Source organism: Ruegeria sp. AD2(2025), assembly GCF_056542385.1.
On record NZ_JBQFZS010000010.1, the window covers coordinates 49,011 to 74,997 of the forward strand.

Genomic DNA, 25,987 nt, shown 5'->3' on the forward strand with positions numbered 1-25,987 from the left:
CGGTGTGGTATTTTTGAACCGCCGTGCGCGGTTACCGGCGTCCGACCTGACGGCAGATCAGGATCACCGGCAGCAGCCCCACGGCCAGAATGACCAGCGATGGCACCGCAGCACCTTCAAGCCGTTCGTCCGAGGCCAGACGGTAGGCCTGCACCGCCAGCGTGTCGAAATTGAACGGCCGCATGATCAAGGTTGCGGGCAGTTCCTTCATCACATCGACAAAGACGATCAGCAACGCGGTCAGCAGCGATGGCGTCAGGATCGGCAGATGCACCCGGCGCAACGTGCCAAGGGGCGTCTGCCCCAACGACCGCGCGGCAGCATCCATGTTGGCATGCACGGTACTTTGGCCACCCTCGTAGGCGCTGAGCGCGGCGGCCAGAAACCGCACCATATAAGCCGCGATCAGCAACCAGATCGAGCCAGTCACCAGCAGCCCGGTCGAGATATCAAACGTCTGCCGCATCCAAGCGTCCAGAGCATTGTCGAACCCGGCAAAGGGCACGATCAGCCCCACCGCGATCACGCCGCCCGGTACCGCATAGCCCAGCCGCGCCAGATAAGCCGCCGTGGCCGAGCCGCGCCCGGGGCGCAAACGCTGAAAAAACCCGACCGAAACGGCGGCGCAGACGGTGATCACCGCTGCGGTCCCGGCCAGCGTCAGTGAATTCCGGATGAACCCGATATAGCGCTTTGACAGCAGGTTCTGCTCGGATTCCAGCCCCATCTGCACAAGGATCACCACGGGCAGCAGGAACCCGAACAGCACCGGAATGGCACACAGCAGGAACGCCGCCAGCGACTGCCAGCCTTTCAGCTGCGCAGCGGGCATAACCGTGTGACGCTTGCCCGCCTGATAATACTTCGCCTTGCCGCGCTGGGTTCGTTCCGCCACGGCCATGACCAGCGCAAAGCCCAGCAGGCACAGCGCCAGCTGCGCCGCCGCCGCGCGGTCAGCCATGGAAAACCAGCTGGTGTAGATGCCTGTGGCAAAGGTCTGCACCCCGAAATACGAGACGGTGCCGAAATCGGCGATGGTCTCCATCACCGCCAGCAGCACACCGCCTGCAATGGCCGGGCGCGCCATCGGCAGCGACACCCGCCGGAACGCCAACCACGGATTGTTGCCCAGCGCGCGCGCCGCCAGAAAGGCGGTGGCGCTTTGCTGCAGAAAGGCCGCACGGGCCAGCAGGTAGACATAAGGATACAGCACCAGGATCAGCATCACCGCCGCGCCCTCGGTCGAGCGTATCTCGGGGAACCAATAGTCGCGCGGACCCCAGCCCGTCACCTCGCGCAGCGTCGTTTGCACGATGCCGGGATGATCCAGAATGAACGTATAGGCATAGGCCAGCACATAGGCCGGGAAAGCCAGCGGCAGGACCAGAGCGATCTCAAGAAACCGGACCCCGGGGAATTTGGTCATCGTGACCAGCCACGCCGCCCCGGTGCCGATCGAGAATGTTCCGGCGGCAACCAGAACCACAAGGATCAGCGTGGTGGCCGTGTAGCCGGGCAAAACAGTCTCTAACAGGTGCGAAATCGTATCGGTTCCGCCTGTCACCGCCGCCAGCACCACCGCAACCATCGGCAACAGACAGGCCGCAGCCACCACATAGGCCACGCCACCCACCAGCCGGGTGCCCAGCGCGCCGCGATTGCGGGTTCCGTGTTCCGAATATTCGATCTCGGTCATGGCCTGTGCCTGACATCCCTCAAGGTTCGGCCCTTAATCGACCAAAACGCTAGGAAAAGCCAGTGGGCCGCGCCACAAATCTGCGTCACAGGGCGCGCGCGGATCACTCGTAGACGCGCTGATCCTCGATCACCAAACCATCCTTGGGCAGAGAGCCGGGGGCCACAACCTCGATCGCGCCTTTCAGTTTCAGCACCTCGACTACGGATTTGGCGTAAACGCCATCATTGCTGCTGGGGCTTTCGATCTGGACGGTCATGGTGTCCATCTCACCCTGCCGGGCGGCAATGACGCGCGCCTTGACGATCTCATCATGCTTGTCGACCAGCGCAGCCACCTGTTCGGGGCGGACAAACATGCCTTTGATCTTGGTGGTCTGATCGGCGCGGCCCATCCAGCCCTTGATGCGCAGGTTGGTGCGCCCACAGGGGGAGGTTCCGGGCATGATCGCCGACAGATCGCCCGTGGCGAAGCGGATCAGCGGGTAATCGGGGTTGAGCGTGGTCACCACAACCTCACCTACCTCTCCTGGGGCCACGGGGGTGCCAGTGCCGGGGGTGACGATCTCGACGATGACATGTTCGTCGAGGATCATTCCTTCCATCGCGGGGCTTTCATAGGCGATGTTGCCCAGATCGGCGGTAGCATAGCATTGCAGGCAGGCGATGCCGCGGTCCGCATATTCCTGGCGCAGCGACGGGAACAGAGCGCCACCGCCAACCACAGCCTTTGCGAATTGCAGGGCAACGCCCATCTCATCCGCCTTGTCGAGGATGATTTTCAGGTAATCCGGTGTGCCCGCATAGGCGGAACAGCCCACGTCGCGGGCGGCGGTCACCTGCAACTCGGTCTGGCCGGTGCCTGCGGGCAGCACAGCCGCGCCAACGGCCTGCGCGCCGCTTTCAAAGATCATGCCCGCCGGGGTCAGGTGATAGCCGAAACAGTTCTGCACGATGTCACCCGGACCCACCCCGGCGGCGTTCAGAAACCGCCCCATGCGCCACCAGTCGTGATCGGTGCTGCCCGGTTCATAGATCGGGCCCGGTGACTGGAACACATGCTGGAAATGCCGCGCGGGCTTGACGGTGAAACCACCGAACGGAGGCCGCGTGCCCTGCGCCTGCGTCAGATCGGACTTGCGCAACACCGGCAGTTTGGCCAAAGCCTCGGCGCTGGTCACCGCAGCCGCGTCAATGCCCGTCAGGATATCCGCATAGCCGGGGGCCGATTGCGCCCGTGCAATCTGGGCCGGCAACGCGCGCGCGTGATCGGCAGCGCGTTCGTCGGCGGAACGGGTTTCAAGCTTGTCGAAATAGGTCATCGAAAGATCCTCCATCCGCTTACAGCCATCTCTTGCGGCGGCGGTATGAGCGCACGTCGCGAAAGCTCTTGCGGCCTTCGTCCGACATGCCGAGGTAAAACTCCTTAACGTCCGGGTTTTCGCGCAATTCGGCGGCCGGGCCATCCATCACCACGCGGCCCGATTCCAGAATATAGCCGTAATGGGCAAATCTCAGAGCCACATTTGTGTTCTGCTCGGCCAACAGGAAGGATACGCCTTCTTTCTCGTTCAGGTCCTTCACGATGCCGAAAATCTCTTCGACCAGCTGCGGGGCCAGACCCATCGAGGGTTCGTCCAGCAGGATCGTCTCGGGCCGCGACATCAGCGCCCGGCCCATCGCCACCATCTGCTGTTCCCCGCCCGAGGTATAGCCCGCCTGGCTACGGCGGCGTTCCTTCAGGCGCGGGAAATAATTGTAAACCAGTTCCAGATCCTGCTGGACCGCGGCATTGCCATCCTTGCGGGTGTAGGCACCGGTCAGCAGGTTTTCCTCGACCGTGAGGTGTTCGAAACAGTGACGACCCTCCATCACCTGAATAACGCCCTTCTGCACCAGATCGGCAGGATCGCTTTCGTGTACACTCTGGCCGCGATACTTGATCGAGCCCTTCGTGACTTCACCCCGTTCCGAATGCAGCAGGTTCGACACCGCCTTCAGCGTCGTGGTCTTGCCTGCACCATTGCCGCCCAGCAGCGCCGTGATGCCACCCTTGGGCACGGTCAGGCTGACGCCTTTCAGCACGAGGATCACGTGGTTGTAGATCACCTCGATATTGTTGACCTCGAGCAGGGTTTCCGCCTGCACATCTGTGGTTTGTGCCGCATCCAGCATCAGCGCGTGTCCTCATGCCTGCCCACCCGGGGCGGTTTATAAGAAGCGGCAGATGACCCGCCGCTTCGGGTTCTTGGGGCGCCCCGGGGTCGAACCGGGGCGCTTGTGCTTATTCGCAGCGCGACGAGATGTTGTTCTCAGCGGCGTAGGCTGCGGAATCTTCTGCAATCAGTTGGCCGATCACCTCGGCGTCGGTCGGCTTGAACTCCTGAATGCTATTCCAGGTTCCGGTCGACGCATCCCACTGCACGACACCGACCAGACCGGGGCCGCCGTGGTTTTCGCACGAGACCGAGAATTCAGGGCCGAACCCGGCCATGCCGAGGCCTTCCATCTTGGCATTGGTGATTTCGAGCGCTTCCATCCCGTCCCGCATCATCGCCGGAGTGATGTCAGCCACACCGTGCATTTCCTGCGCGGTTTTGATCGCCTCGGCCGCAAGCATCGCTGCATAAAGGCCACGGTTGTACTGCACGGCACCCAACTGGTCACCGGCACCGGCTGCCTTGCCACCATCGACCACGTATTTGCGCAGATCGTCATAGACCGGATAGTCATCACCCAGACCGGTGAATGTCAGCGCCTTATAACCGGTGGCTTTGTCGCCTGCAGGTTCCACGTCAAACTCGGCACCGGACCACCAGACGCCGATGAAGTTCTCCATCGGGAAGCGGATGTTGGCGGCCTCCTGAACTGCGACCTGATTCATCACGCCCCAGCCCCACATGACCACATAGTCGGGCTTTTCACGGCGGATTTGCAGCCATTGCGACTTCTGCTCCTGACCGGGGTGATCCACCGGCAGCAGCGTCAGATCATAGCCGTGCTTTTCCGACAGCATTTCCAGCGTGCGGATCGGCTCTTTGCCATAGGCCGAGTTGTGATAGACCAGCGCGATTTTCTTACCACTCAGGTCACCCCCGTTTTCATCCAGCAGATAGTTGATCGCACCCGACGCGCCGTTCCAGTAATTGGCCGGATAGTTGAACACGTTGCTGAACACCTTGCCGTTTGCCGCCGAGGTCCGTCCATAGCCCATCGTGTGCAGCGGAATGCCATCTGCGGTCACTTTGGGGATCAACTGATAGGTAATCCCGGTGGACAGCGGCTGATAGACCAGCGCGCCTTCGCCCTTGGTGGATTCATAACATTCCACACCTTTTTCGGTGTTATAGCCGGTCTCACACTCGATCACGCGAACCGGAACACCGCCGATACCGCCATCGCGTTCGTTCAGCAGGGTGAAATAGTCGTTATAGCCATCCGAGAACGGAATACCGCCCGCCGCATATGGACCCGTGCGATAGCTGAGGTCCGGGATCACAAGATCCGCCAGTGCGGGGCTTGCAGCCATCAGGGCGCCCAGCGCCATGGTTGCCAGTTTCGTTTTCATCGGGTGTCTCCTCCCTTGATTGATCCGATGTTGAGGTTCGGGCTTGCCACCCGTCTTTTGGTTGGGCCTGCCCCCTAGTGCGGGAACGGCCAGAGTCTCAGTTTCTCTTTCGCCACGCGCCACAGCTGCGCCAGCCCGTGCGGTTCGAGGATCAGGAACATGATGATCAGCGCACCGACGATCACCAGCTGCAGATGCGCCACGATATCCGTGGGCCAACCCAGAACATCGACGCCGACCACTTTCAGAACCACCGGCAGCAGCACCAGAAAGGCCGCCCCGGCGAAGGAGCCAAAAATAGATCCTAATCCGCCGATAATTACCATGAACAGCACCAGGAACGATTTCTGGATGCCGAAGACTTCTCCGACCTCGACCGCGCCCAGATAGACCGCGAAGAACAGCGCCCCCGCGATGCCGACAAAGAACGAGCTGACGGCAAAGGCGGTCAGCTTGGCCTTGAGCGGGTTCACCCCGATGATCTCGGCCGCGATGTCCATGTCGCGGATCGCCATCCATGTGCGGCCCGTGGTGCCGCGGGTCAGGTTGCGTGCGATGATGGCGCAGACCGTCAGGAAGATCAGGCAGAACAGATAGGTGGCCCAGGCAGGCGCGTTCGGCCCGGTGATGATGATGCCGAACACCTCACGCTCGGGCGCGTTGATCTGACCGGAGGCCGAATAGTTGTAGAACCACGGCACCCGGTTGAACAGCCACACAAGGAAAAACTGCGCCGCCAGCGTGGCCACGGCCAGATAGAACCCCTTGATCCGCAGGGACGGCAGGCCGAACAGCACACCGACGATGGCGGTGATACCTCCGGCCAGCAGGACGTGGATGAACATGCTGACATCCGGAAAGGCGGTCATCAGCTTGTAGCAGGCATAGGCCCCCACCGCCATGAACCCGCCGGTCCCCAGCGAGACCTGTCCGCAATAACCAACCAGAATGTTCAGCCCGATCGCCGCGATGGCGTAGATCAGAAAGGGCAGCAGCAGCGCATTGGCCCAGTAATCGTTGATGATGAACGGGATGATCCCAAACGCCACCGCCAGCACCACGTAGTACCGATACCGGTCAAACTTGATCGGGAAAGTCTGGCTGTCATCGACATATGAGACTTTGAAGTCCCCGGCTTCACGATAGAACATTTCTTACTTTCCCCATTCTTCCTGCGCCCGATTTCGGGCAGCTGCGTCCAGTTGGTTGGACCCTTTGGCGTATCCGGTCGCCTCGGACGCGCGCACCAGTTTCAGATAGGCCAGAACGCCCATGATCAGCCCGGCAAAGGCCAGAATGGCCGCGATGGTCAATTGACCTGCACTCAGATCATCCGAGGTGAGCGCGATATACCCAAAGGCCCAGAACCCCGCCCATGCGATGACGTTGATGATGGCGATCAGTTTGGTCATGAGATCGAAGCCTTTTCCTCATTTCCGCGGTCGAGGAGCACCAAGGACGTTCCGACCAGCGACAGAGCAGTGATTGCGAGTGGAAATGTCCCAAAAATGATCCCAGTAATTCCAATGCTTACCATTACGCCAAACACAGAAATCGCTGCAAAAAACAGCAGTGAAAGCGCGACTAGAAAGCCAGCTACCGCCATAGTTCTTTCGAAGAAACCAGTCCTGAAAAGCAGAGCGGCAATGGCAAAATAGAGCAATGCCACCAATATCGGTGCCGCGTAGATCATCAATTTCTTCAGCAACCCAGAGCGGAATACGCCCTCATCGGTCCATAGCTCTGGGACACCCCAAGCGGCCAGCGCGCAAAGAAAAACCATGCTCGCAGAGACACCCAAAATCATGGGGAACTTAAACCCTTTCAATGATCTTCTCCCCAAACAGACCCTGCGGTCGGAACACCAGAAAGATCAGCGCCAGCACATAGGCAAACCAGTTCTCGGTTGCGCCGCCCAGCGCGGGGCCGAGGGCAAATTCGAACAGCTTCTCTCCGACGCCGATGATCAACCCGCCGACGATGGCTCCGGGGATCGAGGTGAACCCGCCCAGCATCAGCACCGGCAACGCCTTGAGCGCGATCAGGCTCAGCGAGAACTGAACGCCCGATTTGGTGCCCCACATGATCCCTGCGACCAACGCGACGAACCCGGCCACCGACCAGACCATGACCCAGATGAAGTTCAGCGAAATCCCCACCGACAGCGCCGCCTGATGGTCATCCGCCACCGCACGCATCGCCCGGCCTTGTTTGGTATACTGGCTGAACGCCACCAGCGCCGCCACCAGAAGGGCCGCGATGATCGTTGCCACGATATCCAGATTATCGATGAAGAAACCATAATCGAAGATGTTAAAGGTCGTCTCGTCGATCCACAGGTTGATCCCCTGCGGCAGACCCACATCCAACGTCTTGATCTCGGACCCCCACATCAGGTCGGCCACGCCCTCAAGGAAATAGGCCAGACCGATGGTAGCCATGAACAGGATAATCGGCTCCTGCCCCACCAGATGTCGCATCACGAACCGCTGCACCGCCCAGGCCAACAGGACCATAACGGCCATGGTCAGGATAATCGCCAGCAGCGCCGGTACATTCCAGCCAAAGTAATGGATATGCGTGCCAAAGGTCGCATTGATCAGATGCGCAAAGGGCACCTGTCCTTTCATGATCCCGACCAGCGTCATTGCCGCAAACAGGGCCATAACCCCTTGGGCATAATTGAAAATCCCGGACGCCTTGTAGATCAGCACAAAGCCCAGCGCGACCAGCGCATAAAGCACCCCGGCCATCAGACCGTTGAGGATGACCTCCATCGCAAATACGAGTTGTTCAGGCATTGGTGCCTCCCCAGATTTCCATTTGGCGATCAATCATGACTGACCCCCAGATAGGCGTCGATAACCTCTTGGTTGTTGCGGACCTCATCCGGTGTGCCGTCACCGATCTTCTTTCCGTAGTCCATAACGACCACCCGGTCGCTCAGGTCCATCACCACGCCCATATCGTGTTCGATCAGGGCAATCGTGGTGCCGAACTCGTCATTCACGTCGAGGATAAAGCGGCTCATGTCCTCTTTTTCTTCAACATTCATCCCGGCCATCGGCTCGTCCAGCAGCAACAGCTTGGGCTCTGCCGCCAAGGCACGGGCCAGTTCGACGCGCTTTTTCAAACCATAGGGCAGACGAGACACGGGCGTTTTGCGGATGTGCTGAATTTCAAGGAAATCGATGATCTTCTCGACCGCCTCGCGGTTCTCGGTCTCCTCCGCCTCGGCCTTCCCCTTCCACAACGCCTGCTGCAGGATGTTAGTCTTCATAAAGCTCAGACGCCCGGTCATCACGTTGTCCAGAACGCTCATCCCTTCGAACAGAGCGATATTCTGGAACGTCCGCGCGATGCCCTGCTGCGCCACCTCAAAAGGTCGCATCGGCGGGCGTTTCGACCCATGAAACCAGACCTCACCCTCCTGCGGGACATAGAACCCCGAAATCACATTCAGCATCGAGGACTTGCCCGCCCCGTTCGGCCCGATGATGGCGCGAATCTCACCCTCGCGGATGTCGAACGAGATATCCTTGATCGCCACCACACCGCCAAAGCGCAGGGTGATGTTCTTCATCTCCATCACCACGCCGCCGATCTGGCGGCCGTCTTCGGTGACATATCCTTCGGAATTATCCAGCATCAGACCCTCCCTGACACAAAAAACGGGACGGCGGGCGGGGCGATGACCGCAAGGTCGAGCGGCGCTCGAACGGCCCTCATTCCGCGGCCACCTTATGCGGCGTGACCGGCACAACCGGCGCATCGACAATCTCAAGCGTCGCCGAGATCGAACCCTTGCGGCCATCCTCATAGGTCACTTCGGTCGTGGTCGACACGCTGTCCGACCCGTCATACAAAGCGGCGATGATGTCGTGGAACTTGTCCTCGACAAAACCGCGCCGCACCTTCCGCGTCCGCGTCATCTCACCGTCATCGGCATCCAGTTCCTTGTGCAGCACCACAAAGCGATGCACTTGACAGCCCGACAACATCTCATCCGCCGCGACCGACTTATTCACCTCTTCTACATGGCTGCGAATCGTCTCTAACACACGCGGATGTCCCGCCAGTTCCTGGTAGGAGGCATAGGCCACGTTGTTGCGTTCGGCCCAGTTGCCCACCGCCGTCAGGTCGATATTAATGAAAGCGACACAGCGATCCTTGCCGTTACCAAACAGCACGACCTCAAGAATATCGGGATAGAATTTCAGCTTGTTCTCGACATACTTGGGCGCAAACATCGACCCATCGGCCATCTTGCCCACATCCTTGGCGCGGTCGATGATCCGCAGATGGCCCGAGCCCTCCTCGATGAACCCGGCATCCCCGGTGGCCACCCAGCCCTCGGCGTCCTTGGTCGAGGCGGTGGAATCCGGGTTGTTGTAATACTCCACAAACACCCCGGGCGAGCGATAATGGATCTCGCCCTTATCATCGATCTTCAACTCAACATCCGGCGCAGGAACGCCAACCGTATCGGCACGCACTTCGCCATCAGGCTGCACGGTGATGAACACAGTCGCCTCGGTCTGGCCATAAAGCTGTTTCAAGTTGATGCCCAAAGAGCGATAGAAATCAAAGATTTCCGGCCCGATCGCTTCACCCGCCGTATAGCCGACGCGGAACCGGCCATAGCCCAGCGTATCCTTGAGCGGACCGTAAACCAGCAGGTTGCCCAGCGCATATTTCAGCTTGTCACCAAAGCCCACGGGTTTGCCATCTAGCAGCAACCCACCGACCTTTTTGGCATGCGCCATGAAGTGGTGGAACATATTGCGCTTCAACTTGCCCGCGTCTTCCATCCGGATCATGACATTGGTCAACTGGGTCTCGAACACGCGCGGCGGGGCGAAGAAATAAGTCGGCCCGATCTCGCGCAGGTCGGTCATCATCGTGTCGGCGCTTTCGGGGCAGTTCACGCAGAACCCGCACCAATAGGCCTGACCGATGGAAAAGATGAAATCCCCGACCCAGGCCATCGGCAGGTAAGACAGGATGTCTTCGTTCCGGGTCAGATGGTCGAACTCAGCGGAATTCTTCGCGCTTTCAATGACATTGCGGTTTGACAGCACCACGCCCTTGGGCTTGCCGGTCGTTCCGCTGGTATACAGCATCACGCAGGTATCGTCATAGGTGATCGCCGCAATGCGCTTGTCGAGCTCGGCGTCGAACCGGAAATGCCCGGCGCTGCCCTCAGCCATGATGTCCTCGAGCGCGTTCATCTGGGAGTGGTCATATTTCCGCATACCGCGCTTGTCGGTATAGAGGATGTGTTTGACCTGATGGAGGTTTTCCTGAATCTCGATGACCTTGTCGACCTGCTCCTGATCGCCGCAGACCACGTATTTCGCGCCACAATGTTCCAGCACATAGGCCATCTCTTCGGCGACCGAGTCCTGATACAGAGGCACAGGCACAGCGCCCACCATCTGCGCGGCCACCATCGACCAGTAATGCGCCGGACGGTTGCGGCCTATGACGGCGATGTGGTCGCCTTTTTCAACGCCCAGCTCCAGAAACCCCAGCGCGATGGCGCGGATTTCCTTGGCCGTTTCAGCCCAGGACCAGCATTGCCAGATCCCGAATTCCTTTTCCCGATAGGCCGGGGCATCCCCGAACTGCGCGACATTGCGGTGTAACAGCGCCGGAAGGGACTGCATCCCTTCGGCACCCGACTGCGTCTGAGCCAATCTTTCTCTCCTCCCCACCCGACCCCTCCCCGGGTCGGAAATGGCGGGTCCGGGATGGTGCCCGAACGCCAATGCCCCATTGAGGGCACGGTCACGATCAGCGTCAAGTTTTGCCTGATGTTTTCTCAATTCTTACGAATTGTAACAGGGCTGGAGGGGTGATCTTTCGAGTTGTACGAAACGCATAAGAAGGCTTACCAGCTGTCATGCGTTGGCGGAGAGTGGCCGTTTAACGGCATTAGTGACTTTGGTTCCAGTTACATCAATTGATAATTCCTACGAGCTAAGCAATACAGGAATGTTAACTTGAGAAGGAGCAGTACTTGCTGACGTATGCATCATAAGCCTCTGTAAACGTAATAGCTTTTGTTTCTACACCGGGCCCTGTCATCGAAATCACCATGCTATCTCGCCACTCGTAATAGTGGCTATTTCCGTCACCTCTAGGAGAAGGAGACGTATCCGACGAGGGCTCTCTTAACACCGATCGTTCTTGTCTCGTGAGCGTGCCATCTCGCATTGTGAATCCGTACAGCGCCAAACCTACCTCAGGTGTACCGTCGTAAAGCTTGCCATAGGCGTACTTCTTTCCAGGAAAACGATTGTCCTCATTGAGTTGAGCGTCAATCATATCGAATTGGAATGAAGTCCAGAGAACCCAGCCATGGTTGGGTATTTCGCGCCACCTAAAGGTGGTCATTTGACACCCATCAACCTGAACTTCACGGCGTTCATCTTCGAATTGATGGCTTCCCCCTTGCATCAGAGCCGCGACGAGTTCTTCCCTTTCGCCCGCGTACGCAGTCGTAGAAAGAAAAATCAAAACTGCCGAAATATTCTTCACAACTTTTTCTCGATATATATGGAAAACACTACAACCAATCCCTTAGAATCGGAATCAACGGTACATCCGCCGCAGGCATCGGATAGCTCCGCAGATCATTCGCCCGCACCCATTTCAACGCCTGACCTTCTTTTGACTGCGGGATGCCCTCCCACTTGCGGCAGGCGAACAGCGGCATGAGCAGGTGAAAGTCGTCATAGCTGTGGCTGGCGAAGGTCAGGGGCGCGAGGCAGGAGGCCCAGGTGTCGATGCCCAGTTCCTCGTGCAATTCGCGGATCAGGGCGGCTTCGGGGGTTTCGCCGGGTTCGATTTTGCCGCCGGGGAATTCCCAGAGACCGGCCATGGATTTGCCCTCGGGGCGTTGGGCCAGCAGGACGCGGCCCTCGATGTCGATCAGGGCGACGGCAGATACCAGAACTGTTTTCACGAGCGATAATCCGCGTTGATCTCGATATAGCCGTGGGTCAAGTCGCAGGTCCAGACGGTGGATGTGCCCTCGCCCAAGCCCAGATCAACGGCGATGACCAAATCCTGACCTTTCATGTAGGCGGCAGCGTCTTCTTCGCTATAATCGGGACTGACCCAGCCTTTTTCGGCGACAAGGATGTCTCCGAAGGAAATGCTTAGCAAGTCACGGTCGGCGGCGGCTCCGGATTTGCCGATGGCCATGACGATGCGGCCCCAGTTGGGGTCTTCGCCCGCGATGGCAGTTTTGACCAGAGGCGAGTTGGCGATGGCCAGCCCGTGGGTTTTGGCGTCTGCGTCCGTGGCCGCTCCGGTCACACGAATTTCTACGAATTTCGTGGCCCCTTCACCGTCGCGCACCACTTGCTGCGCGAGGTCCAGCATCACCGTTTCCAAAGCGTCCGCGAAGGCGGCATTGCCGGTGACATCGACGCCCGAGGCTCCAGTAGCGCAGAGCAGCAGCGTGTCCGAGGTGGAGGTATCGCTGTCGACGGTGATGCAGTTGAAGGTGCGATCTGTCTGGGCGCTCAGCATCGATTGCAGCACCGATTGGTCGATCTGCGCATCGGTGAATACATAAACCAGCATCGTCGCCATGTCGGGCGCGATCATGCCAGACCCTTTCGCAATTCCTGCAATAGAGACTGTTTTGCCGTCAATCTCGACCTGCGCGCTGGCTCCTTTCGGGAAGGTATCCGTGGTCATGATGGCGCGCGCCGCGTCTTCGATGGCGTGGCGGCTGAGGCCTGTTTTCAGCGCCTCAAGCTGCGATACGATCTTCTCATGGGGCAGCGGCTCGCCGATCACACCGGTCGATGAGGTAAAGACACGCTCGACCGGAACGCCGGTGGCTGTGGCGACGGCTTGCGTAAGCTCGGCCACCGAGGTCTGGCCGTAGTGCCCCGTAAAAGCGTTGGCATTGCCCGAGTTCACAAGGATCGCCGCGGGCCCGTCCGAAGGCCCCCCGATCTTGTCCTGACAATCCAGCACCGGGGCCGCGCGGGTGGCGGACCGGGTGAACACCCCGGCCACCGAAGTGCCGGGGTCCAGCACGGCCAGCATCACATCGGTGCGGCCCTGATACCGCACCCCTGCTTCGACGGTGGCGAAACGTACGCCGTCGATGGCGGGCAATTCGGGAAAGCCCGCCGGGGCCAGCGGAGAAACCTTTGTGATCGTGGCCACGGGGATTACTCCTGAATCAGTTCGATCTGGCGCAGGATTTCGGGGCCTGCACCTTCCAGCGCGGGGCGTTCGATCTGTGCGCTTTGGGTCAGTTCGTCAATCTTGGCCTGAATCGCCTCTTGCCGGATGGTCTGGGACAGATCGCCCCGCACAGCCTCAAGCGCGGGGGCCTGCGATTTGCGCTTGTCGTTCAGCGTGACAACGTGCCAGCCAAACTGCGTTTGCACCGGATCCGAGACCTGACCCTTTTCCAGAGCGATCACCGCGCCTTCGAATTCGGGCACCATCTGGCCGGTGCCGAACCAGCCCAGCGCGCCGCCATTCGGACCCGAGGGGCCGGTGGATTTCTCTTTCGCCAGTTCAGCGAAATCAGCGCCGTCATCCAGTTGTGCCTTGATGGCATTGGCCTCTTCCTCGGTCTCGACAAGGATGTGGCTGGCGTTGAATTCATCCTCGCCTTCGAAATCGGCGAACTGCGCGTCATAGGCGGCCTGAATGGCCTCTTCGGTGACGGTGGCGGCGGTGATCGCCTCGACCGTTTGCACCGCGCGCAGGGATCGGGTTTCGTTTTCCAGCCGCAGCGCGTTCAGGGGGTTCAACGCATCCTGTTCCTGACTCAGCAGGTGCTGCTGGACCAGCTGTTCGAGGATGAAGTCATACAGCACCTCATCTTCAAGCTCCTGGTACTGCGCGGGCAATGCGGATGCGGTCGCGATGACGTGACCCAATGTGATCTCATCCCCGTTAACGCGGGCCACGACGGTCGATGCATCGGGCGCGGTTTGGGCGGCCAGCGGCAGCGCCATCACGGCGGTCAGGGCCAGCGATGGCAGAAAAGTGAGGCCTTTGGGCATGGATTCATCCTATTTCTTTGCCGCGACAGGGCGCAGCGTTGACACTGTGGAACCTGCCGCTTACATCGCCTTGAAGCCTTGGACAGGGCCGCCTTTCACCCCCCGTATCTATGGGTTGCGCGCAAGGTGGGCAAGCCTGTCGCAACCACGATAAGAACAGATCCGCTGGAGTGAACATGCTGGGACTCGGAACGCTCGCCAAAAAGGTGTTCGGAACACCGAACGACCGCAAGATCAAGGCGACCCGCCCCCTGATCGAAAAGATCAACGCGCTGGAACCCGAGTTCGAGAAACTGTCCGACGAGGGCCTGATCGAAAAGACCGCCGAGCTGCGCAAACGCGCGCTGGATGGCGAGGCGCTGGATGACCTGCTGCCCGAGGCTTTTGCCAACGTCCGCGAAGGCGCCAAGCGCGCGCTGGGACTGCGCGCCTTTGACGTGCAGCTGATGGGCGGCGCGTTCCTGCATCAGGGCAATATCTCGGAAATGAAGACCGGTGAGGGCAAGACGCTGGTCGCCACTTTCCCGGCCTATCTGAACGCGCTGACCGGCAAGGGCGTGCATGTGGTCACGGTGAACGAATACCTAGCCAAGCGCGACTCGGAATGGATGGGCAAAGTGTTTGCCGCTGTGGGCATGACCACCGGCGTGATCTGGTCGGGTCAGCCCGATGCCGAGAAGATGGCCGCCTACAAATGCGACATCACCTATGCCACCAACAACGAACTTGGGTTCGATTACCTGCGCGACAACATGAAAGCCGATCTGGAGCAGGTCTATCAGAAGTACCACAATTTCGCGATTGTGGACGAGGTGGATTCGATCCTGATCGACGAGGCGCGGACGCCGCTGATCATCTCGGGTCCCTCGCAGGACCGCTCGGACCTGTATACCGCCATCGACGCGCTGATCCCGACGCTGAACGAAGATCACTTCTCGCTGGATGAAAAGAGCCGCAGCGTCACCTTCACCGATGAAGGCAACGAGGTTCTGGAACAGCAGCTGCTGGCCGCCGGTCTGATCCCCGAGGGCCATTCGCTCTATGACCCCGAAAGCACCACAGTCGTGCATCACGTCAATCAGGGCCTGCGCGCGCATAAGCTGTTTACCCGCGACAAGGACTATATCGTGCGCGACGGCAACGTGGTGCTGATCGACGAATTCACCGGCCGCATGATGCCCGGCCGCCGCTTGTCTGAAGGTCTGCATCAGGCCATCGAAGCCAAGGAAGGCGTGCAGATCCAGCCCGAGAACGTGACGCTGGCCAGCGTGACCTTCCAGAACTATTTCCGCCTCTATGACAAGCTGTCGGGCATGACCGGTACCGCGCTGACCGAGGCCGAGGAATTTGCCGAGATCTACGGCCTCGGCGTGGTCGAGGTGCCGACCAACAAGCCCATCGCCCGTCTGGACGAGGACGATCAGGTCTATCGCACCGCCGCCGAGAAATACGGCGCGATGATCAAAGAGACCAAGACCGCCAAGGAAAAGGGCCAGCCGGTTCTGCTGGGCACTACGTCGATTGAGAAATCCGAGGTGCTGAGCCAGCTGCTGAGCAAGGAGGGCATCGAACATAACGTTCTGAACGCCCGCCAGCACGAGCAAGAGGCGCAGATCGTCGCCGATGCGGGCCGCTTTGGCGCGGTGACCATCGCCACCAACATGGCCGGGCGCGGCACCGATATTCAGCTGGGCGGCAATGTCGAGATGAAAGTGCTGCAGGCGCTGGCCGAAAACCCCGAGGCCGACCCCGCCGAGCTGCGCACCGCGCAGGAGGCCCGCCACGCCGAAGAAAAGCAAAAGGTGCTTGAGGCCGGCGGTCTGTACGTCATGGCGTCGGAACGGCATGAAAGCCGCCGCATCGACAACCAGCTGCGGGGCCGGTCAGGCCGTCAGGGCGACCCGGGCCGCACGGTGTTCTACCTGAGCCTCGAAGACGACCTGATGCGCATTTTCGGCTCGGAACGTCTGGACAAGGTGCTGACCACGCTGGGCATGAAAGAGGGCGAGGCGATCGTCCATCCCTGGGTGAACAAGTCTCTGGAGCGCGCGCAGTCCAAGGTCGAAGGCCGCAACTTTGACATGCGCAAGAACGTTCTGAAGTTCGACGACGTGATGAACGACCAGCGGAAGGTGGTGTTCAGCCAGCGCCGCGAGATCATGTCGTCAGACGACCTGTCCGAGATCGTCTCGGACATGCGCGAGCAGGTGATTGACGATCTGATCGACGAATACATGCCGCCCAAGTCCTATGCCGATCAGTGGGATACCGAGGGTCTGCATGAAGCGATCAAGGACAAGCTGACCATTGATGCGCCGGTGCAGGACTGGGCCGCCGAAGAAGGCGTGGATGACGAGCACATCCGCGAGCGTCTGGTCAAGGCCGCAGACGAGATGATGGCGCAGAAGGCGGTGGCCTTTGGCCCCGAGAACATGCGCAACATCGAAAAGCAGGTGCTGCTGCAGACCATCGACGGCAAATGGCGCGAACATCTGCTGACGCTGGAACATCTGCGCTCGGTCGTGGGGTTCCGGGGCTATGCCCAGCGCGATCCGCTGAACGAATACAAGAACGAAAGCTTCCAGCTGTTCGAAGGGATGCTGGATTCCCTGCGCGAAACGGTGACACAGCAATTGTCGCGCGTGCGCCCGCTGACCGAAGAAGAACAGCGCGAGATGCTGGCCCAGATGCAGGCCCAGCAGGCGCAGTCGCAGCAGGCGGTCGATCAGGCCGCAAACCGGGCCGAAGCGCTGGCCGAGGCCGATGCCTCGGGCGATGCGCGGCCGGGCTTTGTCGAGGACGACCCCGCAACGTGGGGCAACCCGTCCCGCAATGACAAATGCCCCTGCGGATCAGGCAAGAAATTCAAGCATTGTCATGGCAGGCTGACCTAACGTTAGCCACAATCCGACACAATGAGTCCGCCTCGCGGCCACATATTGGCCGCGATTGGCGGCCAGATTGCGACTCGCTCCTTCAACTGGGGAGGGTGACTTGTTTGTAATTAAGAATTACGTGACCACGGGCGGAACCGTTGCCTGCGCCCTGGCCATCGGATATCTGATGCAGAGCGGATCGGCTCGGCATCCTGCGCCTGAAGGCGCAGAACGTGTTGCGTCGATCTCGGCGCAATCGGCGGGCCTGCCCGGGCTCGAGAGCGTTGTGCTGACCTCGTCTTCCCCCACGGATGCGCGCAACGACGTCTCGCCCGAGGCAGCGCCGACCGCCCGCGTCCAGCCCCGTTTCCCGTCGAATTGCGACCTGTCGGCGCGGGCGATGGCCGTGCCGGGTGCCAATGCCCGGCTGCAAGTCAAGGCGCCCTGTCATATGGATGAACCGGTCGAGGTGCATCACAGTGGGCTGGTCTTTTCGACCCGCACCGACGCGCTGGGCCGACTGGACCTGACGATTCCCGCGCTGGCGGAATATGCAATCTTCCTGATCTCGCTGCCCGGTCAGACCGGCACCGTCGCCACCACTCACGTCCCCGAGATCAAGGGGTTCAACCGGATCGCGCTGCAATGGCAGGGCGAAACCGACCTGCAACTACACGCGCTGGAATTTGGCGCCAGCTATGGGCAAGAGGGCCATGTCTGGTCCGGGCCCCAGGCCAGCGGCGCGGGGTCGGTCATCCATCTGGGTCAGGGCGACTCGGCCGAGGCGCGCAATATCGAGGTTTATTCCTTCCCGGTCGGCACCACGACCGAGGCCGGTGCAATCGCCCTGTCGGTCGAGGCCGAGGTGACCACCGCCAATTGCGGCACCGCCCTGCCGGTGCAATCGCTGGAATGGCGCGCCGATCAGCGCCTGCGCTCACGCGATCTGACGCTGGAAATGCCGGGCTGTGACGCCACGGGTGATTTTCTGGTGTTGAACAATCTGTTCCCAGACCTGACAATCGCTGCAAAATAAACAGCAGGCAGGTCGACACTTCCCCATGACATTTCTTCGTGCGGCACTGGCCGCGCTCATTGGCCTGTGCGGGGCCGCGGGCGCGGCGGCGCAGGATATCACCCTGACCTCACATGACGGCAAGGTCGAGGTGGTCGGCACCCTGCTCGGCTATGATGGCGAGTTTTACCGCGTCGATACCCAATTCGGAGAGCTGACCGTTGATGGCTCGGGCGTCACCTGCGATGGACCCGCCTGCCCCAACCTGACCGACTTCGTGGCCGAGATTCGCCTGTCCGGCGCGTCCGTGATGGCCGAAACCCTGCTGCCCGCGCTGATCGACGGTTTTGCCGCGCAAGAGGGGCTGGTTGTTGCACAATCGCCGGATGGCACGGGGTACGCCCTGCACCAACCCGACCGGCAAGCCCCTCTGGCCCGGTTTCTGCTGCGCGCCGCCGACACCGGACAGGGCTTTGCCGATCTGGCCGGAAACACGGCGGACATCGTATTGGCCCAGCGCGAGATACGGCTGTCTGAGCAGGACATGGCGACCGAGGCCGGGCTGGGCGATCTGACCCATCCGCGCCGGTCGCGGGTTCTGGCTTTGGACGCGATTGTGCCGGTTGTCGCGGCAGACAATCCGGTGCAGCAGATCTCGGCCTCGGATCTGGCGCGGGTGTTTGCGGGCGAGATCAGCAACTGGGGTGATCTGGGCGGCCCGGACGCGCCGATAGCGCTGAATCTGACGGTCGCGGGGTCAGGGTTGGCGCAGGCGGTGGACGACCTGCTGATGACCCCGGTCGAGGCGGCGCTGTCCGGGGCAATCACCCGCCACCCCCGCAACAGCGATCTGGTGCGCGCCGTGGCCGATGACCCTTTTGCCATCGGCGTCGCCAGCCTTGCGGAAACCGGGCGCGCCCGGGCCCTGCCACTGGCTGGAGGCTGCGGCCATGCGATCCGGGCAACGCGGCAAGCGGTAAAAACCGAAGATTACCCTCTGACCGCGCCCCTGTTCCTGTACCTGCCGCAGCGTCGCCTGCCCCGGATGGCGCGCCAGTTTCTGGCCTATACCCAAAGCCCGGCGGCGCAGGTGGAGATCCGGCGGGCCGGGTTTGTCGACCAAGCGCCCGAAACCATCCGCGTCGGGCTGCAAGGCGACCGGCTGGCCAACGCCATCGCAACCGGTGGCACCGAGGTGGGGCTGGACGCGCTACAGCGCATGATCGAAACCCTGCGCCCGATGCGCCGCCTGTCGCTGTCCTTCCGGTTCGAGCCGGGATCATCGCGCCCGGATGCGCAATCCCGATCCAACATCCTGCAACTGGCGCAAGCGCTGGAAAGCGGCACTCTGGACGTGCGCAAACTGGCTTTTGTCGGCTTTAGCGACGGGGTCGGCGGGGCCGAGGCGAACACCCGCATCGCCCAGCGCCGCGCCCAGACCCTGCGCAATCTGGTACTGGCCGCCGTTGAAACCAGCATCCCCGACAGCATCGAGATCGCGGTCGAAGGCTTTGGCGAGGCCATGCCCATGGCCTGCGACGACAGCGAATGGGGCCGCAAAGTCAACCGGCGGGTCGAGGTCTGGGTGCAGTAGCCGTCACAGATATCCCTGTGCCCGGAAGCTCAGTTCAGTTGATTTGCCGATGATCAGATGATCGTGCAAGGTCAGCCCCAGCGCCGAGCACGCATCCTGAATCCGGTTGGTCATGTCGATATCCGATTGCGAGGGCGTCGGGTCGCCCGACGGGTGGTTGTGCACCAGGATCAGCGCCGAAGCGTTCAACTCCAGCGCCCGTTTCGCCACCTCGCGCGGATAGACCGGGACGTGATCGACGGTGCCCTTGGCCTGTTCCTCATCCGCGATCAGCACGTTCTTGCGATCCAGATAGAACACCCGGAACTGCTCGGTCTCGCGATGGGCCATTGTCGTGTGGCAATAGTCCACCAGCGCGTCCCAGCCAGAGATTACATGCCGCTGCATCACCCGCGCACGGGCCATGCGATGGGCACAAGCCTCAAGGATTTTCAAATCGGTGATCACCGTATCGCCCACGCCTTTGATCTGGCGCAGCCGTTCTTCGGGCGCGGTCAGGACGCGGTTGAAGTCGCCGAACGTGTCCATCAAGGCCCGCGCCAGCGGTTTCACGTCTTGCCGGGGGATGGAACGGAACAGGACCAGCTCCAACAGCTCGTAATCCGGCATCGCGGATGACCCGCCTGCCATGAACCGTTCGCGCAGCCGCTTGCGGTGGTCTTTGATGTAGGAGGGTAACCGACCACCGGGCAGCGGCTGCGCGGGCGCTTCGTCCGTATCGAACAGCATGGGGGCTTCGGCAAAGGCGTCCTGTGTCATGGGCCAACCCTGACGCAGAATCAGTTTCCGAATGGTTAACGTGCCTCACCCGCCATGCGCGCCGTGGCGCGGCGGATGATCATATGCAGCACAATCGAAAACACGCCCAGCGTCAGCATTGCCGCAAACATCAGATCGGTCTTGGCGCGGCCATTGGCCAGCAGCATTAGATACCCCAAGCCCTGCGAAGAGCCGACCCACTCGCCAATCACCGCCCCAATCGGCGCATAGACCGCCGCCAGCCGCATCCCCGACGCCAGCGGCGGCAGCGCGGCGGGAATGCGGATATGCCACAGCACCGCGCGCGGGCTCGCCTGCATCGTGCGCGCAAGGTCCAGATAGCCCGCAGGGGTTCGCATCAGCCCGTCGAAGAAGGACGAGGTGATCGGGAAATAGATGATCAGAACAGCCATCGCCACTTTGGACCAAAGCCCATAACCCAGCCACAGAGTCAGCAGCGGTGCCAGCGCAAAAACCGGCAGCGCCTGCGTGAACACCAACATCGGCTGCACCAACACCCGCGCGGCGCGGGAATTGGCCAATTGCAACGCTGTCACCACGCCCAACACGGTTCCGACGGCCAGACCGATGACCACCTCAACCGCCGTGATCCATGTGTGCTCGGCGATCAGCCAGCGGTTCTGCCACCATGTCTCGGCCACCAACGCCGGGCCCGGCAAGATGAATTTCGGCAACCCGGTCAGGCTGACAATCGCCTGCCAGACGGCCAGAGCAAAGATGGTTGCTGCAAGGGCCGAGAGGACTTTCATGCGGCCTCTCGCAGCAGTTTCAGCAGCGCGCCTTGTGTTTCCAGCGTCTCAAGATCGTCCACGCGGCGCGGCGCGGAGGCTGAAGGCGGATCACAAGGCGTCAAGCCGTGCTGCGTCATCACCATGATGGACTGCCCCAGACGCGCGGCCTCGGCCGGGTCATGGGTGACCAGCAGGACGGTGCGACCCTGCAATACCTCGGCGGCCAAATCCTGCATGTCGGCACGGGTGCGGGCGTCGAGGGCTGAAAAGGGCTCATCCAGCAGCACGATGGGGCGGTCCTCCATCAGCGTGCGGGCAAGGGCCACGCGTTGCCGCTGACCACCTGAAAGCTCAGCCGGTTTCTTGGTCAGGTGATCCTGCAGGCGCATCCGCTCGATCAGCCGGTCCCGCCGGTCCAGATCGGGCGCTTCGCCGCGCAACCGCGCACCCAGAGTGACATTCTGCGCCACGCTCGCCCAAGGCAACAGCAGATCATCCTGCGCCATATACGCCACGCGTTTGGTCACCGGCTGCCCGTCGCTGGCGTTAATCTGACCGCTGAACGCGGCGCCGGTTTCCAGCCCCGCAATCAGCCGCAGAACGGTGGTTTTGCCAACGCCCGATCCGCCCAGCAGACAGGTCCACGCCCCGGACCCGAGGGTCAGGGTCAACGGCGCGAACAAGGTCGCGCCGTCGATGGTGGCCGTGCCGCTGATGGTCAGATCGGGCGCGGGGGTCATGGCGTCAGGCCCATTTGCCAGAAATTGACCTCTAGATCGGTCGCGGTGCGGAAGGTTTGGCACAGACGATCCCAGCGCGGAGAAGTTTCAAAATCCGCCCCAATACGCCGTGTTAGAGCCTGATCAAGCAATTCCCCGACCGCCTTACACGCGCTTTGGTAGTCTTCGCCGGCATAGGTGTTGATCCAGTCGCGATAGGTGTCCGAGGTTGCCTCGGTCGCCAGCCGCGCGCCGATCTCGCCATAGCCCATCACGCAGGGCGCAAGCGCCGCCAGCAGGTCGAGCAAATCGCCGCTGTATCCGGCCTCGAGCACGAAGCGGGTATAGGCCAGATTCTCCGCCCGTTCGGGGGTTGCAAACAGGTCCTCTTGCGAGATCCCTGCCGCCTCGCAGATACCGATATGCAGTTGCATCTCTTCGGCGACCAGCGCGTTGACGGTGCCCACAGCCGTCAGCATTTCCGAATGCGTTTCCGATTTCACCACGGCCAACGCCCAGGCGCGAGAAAAGTGGATCAGGAACACATAATCCTGCCGCAGATAGTGCAGGAACGCCGCGCGCGGCAGCGTTCCGTCCTTCAGGCCCTCGACAAAAGCGTGGCGGGTATAGTCCCGCCACGGGTCCTGTGCGGCATCCCGCATCAGGGTGAAGGCTTTGCCATACCCGCTCATTGCGCAGTCACGTCGATGGCGATGTCGCTGACCGGGTTGATGCTGTCGATCATGCCGCTGTCTTTCAGGAATTGCTCGAACCGCGCATAGCGACCGGCCTCAAGACCCGCCGGACGCAGAGCAAAGCGCGGCAGCGTGTCGACCCAGGCGCGGGCGTTCAACTCATCCTGCAGTTCGGTCGAGGTCGCGGCGAAAATCTCCCAGCTTTTTTCCGGGTTGTTGACGATATATTGCGTCGCCTTCTCGGTCGCGGCGAGGAAGCGGGTGACTTTGTCGATATCCATCGTTTCGGGGTTAGCGACGTAAATCAGCTCATCATAGGGCGGCACGCCTTCTTCCTCGATGTAGAAACAGGTGCCGGGGACGCCTTCGATGTCCATCTGGTTCAGCTCAAAGTTCCGATACGCCCCGATCACCGCATCCACCTGACCGGACATCAGTGACGGCGAGAGAGAGAAGTTCACGTTGATCATCTCGACCTCGTCCAGCGTCACGCCGTATTTGCCCAGAACGGTGCCCACAACGGCCTCTTCCACGCCTGCGACGGAAAAGCCGATCTTCTTGCCCTTGAGGTCGGCGGGCGATTTGATCGGGCCGTCCTGCAGCACCAGCAGGCAGTTTAGCGGGGTCGCGACTAGCGTGCCGACGCGTTTCAGCGGAAGGCCTTCGTGGATTTGCAGGTGCAATTGCGGCTGGTAGGACACGGCCAGATCGGCCTGACCTGCGGCCACCAGACGGGGCGGAGCGGACGGATCGGCGGGCGGGACAATCTCGACCTCAAGCCCTTGCTCGGCGAAATAGCCGTTTTCCTGCGCCACGATGATGGGGCCGTGATCGGGGTTGATGAACCAGTCCAGCAGGACGGTCATCTTGTCCTCGGCCCAGGCGGGCGCGGCGGCCAGCAGGGCGATCGCAGCGATCAGTTTTTTCATAGCTCGCGTTTCCTTTTTTCACGAGGTTGAGGCCGCGACGAGGACAATCTCGCCCGGCCAATCCGGTTGAATCCGTTCGGCTGCGCGCCATGCCCGCAGACCGGTGGCGCAGCAGAGTGCCAGTCGTTTCCCTTTGTTAGCGTCGATATTGTTCAGGTCATTTGGTGAGATACGCTGCGCGCTGGGGTGCACAGGGGTCGGTGCTTCGTCGAGGGCGCGCAGTTCGACAATCTGGTCCTCAGCCGTCAGTTGACTGGCCGAGAGAAAGCGGAAACAGCTACTGGGCTCGGGCGCATCATCGAACCGGAAACTGCTGCTGCGCAGAGTGCGGCCATCATACTGGACCATCTGACCCAGAGGAGACGGGTCGAGCCCGAGTATCATGTTCAGCGCCATTTGCGCCTGCATCGCTCCAATCGTCCCCACCACGGGGCCAAGAACGCCCGCCGTGGCGCAACTGGCCCCGCTGTCCGGCGCATCCGGAAACAGGGCGCGCAGCGACGGAGCTCCGCTGCAGAACCCGCCGACATAACCCGACAGCCCCAGCACCGAGGCGCTGATCAGCGCTTTGCCCTGCGCCAGACAGGTGTCCGACAGGATATAGCTGGCGGCATAGCTGTCGGCGCAATCCAGGATCACGTCTGCCCGCGCCACTAAGGTGGCTGCATTCTCGCTTGTTAGAGTCTGTTTTTGGCCAGTGACCGCAATCTCGCCATTCAAAGCGCGACACCGATCCGCAGCGATTTCGGCTTTGGGTCGCCCACAATCCACCTCGGCAAACAAGGTCTGGCGATGCAGGTTCGACAGATCGACCGTGTCGCTATCCACGATCGTGATCCGCCCGACGCCAGCCCCGGCCAACAGAGGCAAGACTGGCGCAGCCAGCCCTCCGGCCCCGACCACCAGAACCCGAGCCGAGGACAGACGCGCCTGCCCTTTGGCCCCAACCTCGGGCAGTAACGTCTGGCGCGCGTAGCGGCTCATCTGGTGACCTCGATCCATTGGCGCACCCGCGCCTCGGGGTCGTCGTTCAGGGTAATATCCGTGACGACCGAGACGATATCCGCCCCCGCCTCAAGCACACCCGGAGCACGTTCGACGCTCATCCCGCCGATCCCGACCAGAGGGATACCGCCCACGCGCGCCTTCCATTCGGTGACGCGCGGCAGGCCCTGCTGATGCCATTTCATCTTTTTCAGAATGGTCGGATAGACCGGACCCAGAGCAACATAGTCCGGGTCCATGGCCAGCACCCGCTCGAGCTCATCATCATCATGGGTGGATACGCCCAGCCCGAGGCCCGCGCGGCGGATGGCGTTCAGATCGGCATCGTCCAGATCCTCCTGCCCCAGATGAATCCAGTCGCAGCCCAGATCAATCGCAGCCTGCCAATAGTCATTCACCACCAGCACCGCGCCATGATCCCGGCACAGGTCGCGCGACACGGCGATCTGATCGCGTACCACATCCTCGGGCTGATCCTTGATGCGCAACTGCACCAGCTTCACGCCCAAAGGCAGCATCCGCCGCAGCCAGTCCGAGTGATCAAAGATCGGATAGAAACGATCCAGCGTCATGACAGAAAGGCCTTTCCGATCACAGGGGTTGAAGGTTCGGCCATATCGCGTGCCTCGATCGGGTCGGCCTGATGGGCCAGTTGCCCGGCCTCGATCGCGCGCATCATGGCGCGGGCCATCATCGCGGGATCTCCGGCGCGGGCTACGGCGGTGTTCAGCAGAACGGCATCATAACCCAATTCCATCGCATGTGCGGCATGGCTGGGCAGGCCGATACCTGCGTCGATCACCAGCGGTATGTCGGGAAACTCCGCCCGCATCGCGCGCAAAGCATATTCGTTATTCAACCCCCGCCCCGAGCCAATCGGAGCACCCCATGGCATCAGCACCTCGCACCCGGCCGCAAGCAGGCGTTCCCCCACGATCAGATCGTCGGTGGTATAGGGGAAGACCTGAAAGCCATCCTCGGTCAGAATGCGCGCAGCCTCGACCAGTTGGAACACGTCCGGTTGCAGGCTGTCGGTGTGACCGATCAGCTCCAGCTTGATCCAGTTGGTGTCGAACACCTCTCGCGCCATCTGCGCTGTGGTCACCGCCTCCTTCACCGTATGGCACCCAGCGGTGTTGGGCAGGATCAACACGCCAAGGTCCTGAATCATCTGCCAAAAGGTCTGCCCTGCCCCGGATTCACGCCTCAGAGACACCGTGGCCACCCCCGCGCCGCTGTCGCGGAACGCCTGTTCCAGGATCGCAGGGCTGGGATATTGCGCGGTGCCCAGCATCAGCGGGTTGGGCAATTCGGTGCCGTAGAACCTCTTCAT

Annotated in this window: 25 protein-coding genes; 3 read left to right on the forward strand and 22 right to left on the reverse strand. The window is 61.2% G+C overall.

Translation table 11 applies throughout. The features are described 5' to 3' along the window. Positions 1–31: 31 nt before the first annotated feature. The 14 genes from ACR1XV_RS17390 to ACR1XV_RS17455 all read right to left on the reverse strand — a co-directional run bounded on the left by ACR1XV_RS17390 (position 32) and on the right by ACR1XV_RS17455 (position 14,310). Positions 32–1,696 carry an ABC transporter permease gene (locus ACR1XV_RS17390; RefSeq protein ID WP_480533636.1) on the reverse strand — a complete coding sequence of 555 codons (1,665 nt, stop codon included), beginning with the start codon at positions 1,694–1,696 and terminating at the stop codon, positions 32–34. Positions 1,697–1,799: 103 nt separating this feature from the next. Continuing rightward, positions 1,800–3,017 carry a phenylacetate--CoA ligase family protein gene (locus tag ACR1XV_RS17395; RefSeq protein ID WP_480533638.1) on the reverse strand — a complete coding sequence of 406 codons (1,218 nt, stop codon included), beginning with the start codon at positions 3,015–3,017 and terminating at the stop codon, positions 1,800–1,802. A gap of 19 nt (positions 3,018–3,036) precedes the next feature. After that, positions 3,037–3,870, reverse strand: coding sequence for an ABC transporter ATP-binding protein (locus ACR1XV_RS17400; RefSeq protein ID WP_480533640.1), 834 nt, complete (start codon positions 3,868–3,870; stop codon positions 3,037–3,039). A gap of 109 nt (positions 3,871–3,979) precedes the next feature. Continuing rightward, the gene (locus tag ACR1XV_RS17405; RefSeq protein WP_480533642.1) at positions 3,980–5,263 is read right to left on the reverse strand and encodes an ABC transporter substrate-binding protein; all 1,284 of its coding nucleotides are present in this window, start codon (positions 5,261–5,263) and stop codon (positions 3,980–3,982) included. A gap of 74 nt (positions 5,264–5,337) precedes the next feature. After that, positions 5,338–6,414, reverse strand: a complete 1,077-nt coding sequence (locus ACR1XV_RS17410; RefSeq protein WP_480533644.1) for a branched-chain amino acid ABC transporter permease — start codon at positions 6,412–6,414, stop codon at positions 5,338–5,340. A 3-nt stretch (positions 6,415–6,417) separates the two neighbouring features. Beyond that, a complete protein-coding gene (locus ACR1XV_RS17415; RefSeq protein ID WP_480533646.1) occupies positions 6,418–6,675 on the reverse strand; it encodes a hypothetical protein in 258 nt (85 codons plus the stop codon). Continuing rightward, positions 6,672–7,091 carry a hypothetical protein gene (locus tag ACR1XV_RS17420; protein ID WP_480533648.1) on the reverse strand — a complete coding sequence of 140 codons (420 nt, stop codon included), beginning with the start codon at positions 7,089–7,091 and terminating at the stop codon, positions 6,672–6,674. Before ACR1XV_RS17420 ends, ACR1XV_RS17415 begins: the two co-directional genes overlap by 4 nt. Beyond that, entirely contained in the window at positions 7,078–8,064 is a 987-nt protein-coding gene (locus ACR1XV_RS17425; RefSeq protein ID WP_480533650.1) for a branched-chain amino acid ABC transporter permease, read from the reverse strand. Before ACR1XV_RS17425 ends, ACR1XV_RS17420 begins: the two co-directional genes overlap by 14 nt. Before the next feature lie 29 nt (positions 8,065–8,093). After that, positions 8,094–8,912 carry an ABC transporter ATP-binding protein gene (locus ACR1XV_RS17430; protein ID WP_480533652.1) on the reverse strand — a complete coding sequence of 273 codons (819 nt, stop codon included), beginning with the start codon at positions 8,910–8,912 and terminating at the stop codon, positions 8,094–8,096. A gap of 76 nt (positions 8,913–8,988) precedes the next feature. Continuing rightward, entirely contained in the window at positions 8,989–10,962 is a 1,974-nt protein-coding gene (locus ACR1XV_RS17435) for an AMP-binding protein (protein ID WP_480533654.1), read from the reverse strand. A 301-nt stretch (positions 10,963–11,263) separates the two neighbouring features. Then, the gene (locus ACR1XV_RS17440) at positions 11,264–11,806 is read right to left on the reverse strand and encodes a hypothetical protein (RefSeq protein ID WP_480533656.1); all 543 of its coding nucleotides are present in this window, start codon (positions 11,804–11,806) and stop codon (positions 11,264–11,266) included. 28 nt (positions 11,807–11,834) lie between these two features. Then, the gene (gene mutT / locus ACR1XV_RS17445) at positions 11,835–12,233 is read right to left on the reverse strand and encodes an 8-oxo-dGTP diphosphatase MutT (protein WP_170444583.1); all 399 of its coding nucleotides are present in this window, start codon (positions 12,231–12,233) and stop codon (positions 11,835–11,837) included. Then, positions 12,230–13,456, reverse strand: coding sequence for a bifunctional glutamate N-acetyltransferase/amino-acid acetyltransferase ArgJ (argJ, locus tag ACR1XV_RS17450; RefSeq protein WP_480533659.1), 1,227 nt, complete (start codon positions 13,454–13,456; stop codon positions 12,230–12,232). Before argJ ends, mutT begins: the two co-directional genes overlap by 4 nt. Positions 13,457–13,461: 5 nt before the next feature. Then, positions 13,462–14,310, reverse strand: coding sequence for a peptidylprolyl isomerase (locus tag ACR1XV_RS17455; RefSeq protein WP_480533661.1), 849 nt, complete (start codon positions 14,308–14,310; stop codon positions 13,462–13,464). 176 nt (positions 14,311–14,486) lie between these two features. Between ACR1XV_RS17455 and secA the strand changes: the two genes are divergently transcribed. The 3 genes from secA (at position 14,487) to ACR1XV_RS17470 (ending at position 19,795) form a co-directional block, all read left to right on the forward strand. Continuing rightward, positions 14,487–17,204, forward strand: a complete 2,718-nt coding sequence (gene secA / locus ACR1XV_RS17460; protein WP_480533663.1) for a preprotein translocase subunit SecA — start codon at positions 14,487–14,489, stop codon at positions 17,202–17,204. Positions 17,205–17,304: 100 nt separating this feature from the next. Continuing rightward, on the forward strand, positions 17,305–18,222 hold the full coding sequence (locus ACR1XV_RS17465; RefSeq protein WP_480533665.1) for a hypothetical protein: 918 nt from the start codon (positions 17,305–17,307) through the stop codon (positions 18,220–18,222). Between the two features lie 25 nt (positions 18,223–18,247). Then, positions 18,248–19,795 (forward strand): phosphate ABC transporter substrate-binding/OmpA family protein, encoded by a 1,548-nt coding sequence (locus ACR1XV_RS17470; RefSeq protein ID WP_480533667.1) that lies wholly within the window; start codon positions 18,248–18,250, stop codon positions 19,793–19,795. A 3-nt stretch (positions 19,796–19,798) separates the two neighbouring features. Here the strand turns inward: ACR1XV_RS17470 and radC are convergent, their stop codons facing one another. Genes radC through ACR1XV_RS17510 form a run of 8 tightly spaced genes read right to left on the reverse strand, consistent with a single transcriptional unit; the run spans position 19,799 to position 25,987 of the window. Beyond that, the gene (radC, locus tag ACR1XV_RS17475) at positions 19,799–20,554 is read right to left on the reverse strand and encodes a RadC family protein (RefSeq protein ID WP_480533668.1); all 756 of its coding nucleotides are present in this window, start codon (positions 20,552–20,554) and stop codon (positions 19,799–19,801) included. Between the two features lie 35 nt (positions 20,555–20,589). Next, a complete protein-coding gene (locus tag ACR1XV_RS17480) occupies positions 20,590–21,324 on the reverse strand; it encodes an ABC transporter permease (RefSeq protein WP_480533669.1) in 735 nt (244 codons plus the stop codon). After that, entirely contained in the window at positions 21,321–22,046 is a 726-nt protein-coding gene (locus tag ACR1XV_RS17485) for an ABC transporter ATP-binding protein (RefSeq protein WP_480533670.1), read from the reverse strand. Before ACR1XV_RS17485 ends, ACR1XV_RS17480 begins: the two co-directional genes overlap by 4 nt. Continuing rightward, positions 22,043–22,717 (reverse strand): thiaminase II, encoded by a 675-nt coding sequence (gene tenA, locus ACR1XV_RS17490; protein ID WP_480533672.1) that lies wholly within the window; start codon positions 22,715–22,717, stop codon positions 22,043–22,045. Before tenA ends, ACR1XV_RS17485 begins: the two co-directional genes overlap by 4 nt. Beyond that, entirely contained in the window at positions 22,714–23,649 is a 936-nt protein-coding gene (locus tag ACR1XV_RS17495) for an ABC transporter substrate-binding protein (RefSeq protein ID WP_480533673.1), read from the reverse strand. Before ACR1XV_RS17495 ends, tenA begins: the two co-directional genes overlap by 4 nt. 18 nt (positions 23,650–23,667) lie before the next feature. Next, complete coding sequence (locus ACR1XV_RS17500) at positions 23,668–24,633, reverse strand: HesA/MoeB/ThiF family protein (RefSeq protein WP_480533674.1); 966 nt, start codon at positions 24,631–24,633, stop codon at positions 23,668–23,670. Next, a complete protein-coding gene (locus ACR1XV_RS17505) occupies positions 24,630–25,226 on the reverse strand; it encodes a thiamine phosphate synthase (protein WP_480533676.1) in 597 nt (198 codons plus the stop codon). The genes ACR1XV_RS17500 and ACR1XV_RS17505 overlap by 4 nt, the downstream gene beginning before the upstream one ends. Further along, complete coding sequence (locus ACR1XV_RS17510; protein WP_480533678.1) at positions 25,223–25,987, reverse strand: thiazole synthase; 765 nt, start codon at positions 25,985–25,987, stop codon at positions 25,223–25,225. The genes ACR1XV_RS17505 and ACR1XV_RS17510 overlap by 4 nt, the downstream gene beginning before the upstream one ends.